The organism is Bacteroidota bacterium (assembly GCA_018831055.1).
In the GTDB taxonomy this organism is placed as follows: domain Bacteria; phylum Bacteroidota; class Bacteroidia; order Bacteroidales; family B18-G4; genus M55B132.
Genome location: JAHJRE010000299.1, coordinates 1 through 2,425, shown reverse-complemented (window position 1 = coordinate 2,425; position 2,425 = coordinate 1). Strand labels below are relative to the sequence as shown.

Here is a 2,425-nt window from a genome sequence, read left to right as displayed (position 1 = left end):
TATTGAATTCCAAAAATTACAGAAGCAAACACAGTTTTTATGGGAAGGACGTAATAAGAACAGAAGCTATACAAAAAATGAAAGCGATACCGCCGGAAACCTTTCTTGATCGTTTTGCTAAAATTGAATGGCCAAGAATTACTTATATAAGAAAAGAAAGGCTAAGTAGAAAAAATTAAAAAAGATTAAACAATCTTACGCTTCCCTATAGGGAAGCGTAAGATGAATTTAAATTATGGGGAGATATTTGGGACAACACTTTTTGACAAATAAAGATAAGATTAGAAAGATTGTTGAAGCTTTGGAATTGAAAGACGGCGATGTAATTATTGAAATCGGGCCAGGGCATGGAGAGCTGACAAATGAAATAGTTTTAAAGTTTCAGGGTTTAAAAATTCCCAAGTTTAAAATTATCGCTATTGAGAAAGACAAAAAGTTGGCAGAAATTTTAAGAAACCAGATGGCACTTCCCTATAGGGAAGTGCCATCTGGGAAAGCGATGGTAAATAAAAGAGCAAAGGGAGGAGCAGGAGAATCGATAGTAGAAATAATCGAAGGCGACGCGCTGAAAGAAATCAAATCTCGCGACCCGCTATTGTGGGTGCCCCGAAATCTCAAATCTATAAACCAAAAAAAATCCTCCGGGGATTTGTCTTCGGCAAAAACAAAAATAATAAAAAATTTAAAAATCATCGGAAATATTCCTTATTACATCACAAGTTATCTTTTGCGGATTTTGGGAGAATTGGAGAATAAACCGTCTTTGACTGTTTTGACGATTCAAAAAGAAGTCGCGGAGCGCGTTTGCGCTAAAGTTGGTAAGATGAATCTTTTAGCCGCCAGCGTTCAGTTTTGGGCAAAGCCGGAAATTGTTGATTACGTTTCCAGAAAAGATTTTCAACCGGCTCCGGAAGTAGATAGCGCGATTATTAAAATGGTGATTCGTCCAGCGCTTCCCTATAGGGAAGCGCCGGCGCTGGAGACTTCTAAAAAATATTTTAAGAATTATTCTGAAAATTATTATCGTTTCATTAAAATTCTTTTTAAGCAGCCGAGGAAGACGATATTAAATAACCTACGACCAACGACCAACGACCCGCGACTTTTAACGGAAAAGTTAAGGGCATTAGGCGTTGAGCCGAATGCTCGGCCGCAGGATTTGAGTATTGAGCAGGTTATTGAGTTGTCCACATTGTTTTAATACATTATAATATTGTATAATTAAATCAATGAATCCCCCACATAACTTACGCTAATTTTGATTATGTATTGTGTATATCTGCTTCAATCATTTAAAAATGGAAGTTTTTATATCGGTTGTTCTTCTAACCTAAAACAGCGTATTATGATACATAATCAAAATAAGTCTTATCATGCCAAAAAGTATTCTCCTTGGCGATTAATTTATTTTGAAGCTTTTATTTCTAAACAAGATGCATATAGTCGTGAAAAAGCATTAAAATTGCACAAACAGGGATTGCGAAGATTAAAAGAAAGACTTTGCAATGCCCTGATTGCATAAGTTATGTGGGGGATGAATCCGCTTAAACTTGGCGCCATAATTTTGATTTTAACCGCCGGCTTGGCAGGGGGGCATTTGATTATCAAAGATTCCAAAACAGCCGGCTCCGGCAGTTACATAACTTTGGAATCATCGGGTAAAGCGCCGGAAAATCCCCCAAAATCTCCGATTCAATGGATGGAAAAAGCGAAAGAATTTATTTCCAACCCGATTGAGAGTTTCGGATTAAATGAAAGTTCAAAAGTTTCAGAGGTTAAAAGTTCAAATGACGAAACGCCTTTAAATCTTACCGAATTTGTCGCCAAGTCGGTTTCCAATCAAATGCAAACTCTGGACCAAAAAGGCGTTGAAAATATTAATCCGAACGATCCCCAAAATCAGGAAGCGATTGAAAAAGCGATGGCGGAGTTGCAAAACTTTTCGCTTTTTGACGAATTAATCAGCGACAGCGATTTGAAAATTTCCCAGGATAATTCTTTGGAGGCGAAGAAAAGATATTTAACGGAAACAGCCCAAATTATTATAAAAAATTCCAACGAGGCCTACAATAATCCTCAAAAAGCTTTAGAAAAAATGGCCAACACTTTGGACATTTCAGGGGTAAAACAAGCAGCAGAAGCGTATTCGGAAATTTTGAACGGTTTTTTGAATACTGAAGTCCCTTCGGATTATTTAAATCTTCATAAGCGTTATATTATTTTATTAAAAAAAGCGAAAGAAGTTTATCAAGGGCTTGTTGATTACAGCAATGATCCGGTAAGGGCGGCGCTGTCAATGCAATTAGTACAGAAGATTGCCGAAGCGGAATTGAAAATTAAGCAGGAATATTATCAAAAATCTTTAAATCCATAATTTTTAAAATGAATTTAAAAGTAAAAAAAATAATTATTATTTCGCTTGCTT

The 2,425-nt window shown here is 36.3% G+C and carries 3 protein-coding genes; all 3 read left to right on the top strand.

Features of this window, described 5'->3' with window-relative positions; all coding sequences use genetic code 11:
* The first annotated feature begins 235 nt into the window (after positions 1-235).
* The 3 genes from KKA81_16935 to KKA81_16925 all read left to right on the top strand — a co-directional run bounded on the left by KKA81_16935 (position 236) and on the right by KKA81_16925 (position 2,374).
* On the top strand, positions 236-1,201 hold the full coding sequence (locus KKA81_16935) for a hypothetical protein (protein MBU2652613.1): 966 nt from the start codon (positions 236-238) through the stop codon (positions 1,199-1,201).
* Between the two features lie 63 nt (positions 1,202-1,264).
* A complete protein-coding gene (locus tag KKA81_16930) occupies positions 1,265-1,522 on the top strand; it encodes a GIY-YIG nuclease family protein (protein MBU2652612.1) in 258 nt (85 codons plus the stop codon).
* Positions 1,523-1,534: 12 nt separating this feature from the next.
* Positions 1,535-2,374, top strand: a complete 840-nt coding sequence (locus KKA81_16925) for a hypothetical protein (GenBank protein MBU2652611.1) — start codon at positions 1,535-1,537, stop codon at positions 2,372-2,374.
* Positions 2,375-2,425: the final 51 nt, after the last annotated feature.

Excerpts from the sequence above, each read along its gene's own strand:
- KKA81_16935 (MBU2652613.1), top strand. The coding sequence starts at position 236 with ATGGGGAGATATTTGGGACAACACTTTTTGACAAATAAAGATAAGATT.
- KKA81_16930 (MBU2652612.1), top strand. The coding sequence starts at position 1,265 with ATGTATTGTGTATATCTGCTTCAATCATTTAAAAATGGAAGTTTTTAT.
- KKA81_16925 (MBU2652611.1), top strand. The coding sequence starts at position 1,535 with ATGAATCCGCTTAAACTTGGCGCCATAATTTTGATTTTAACCGCCGGC.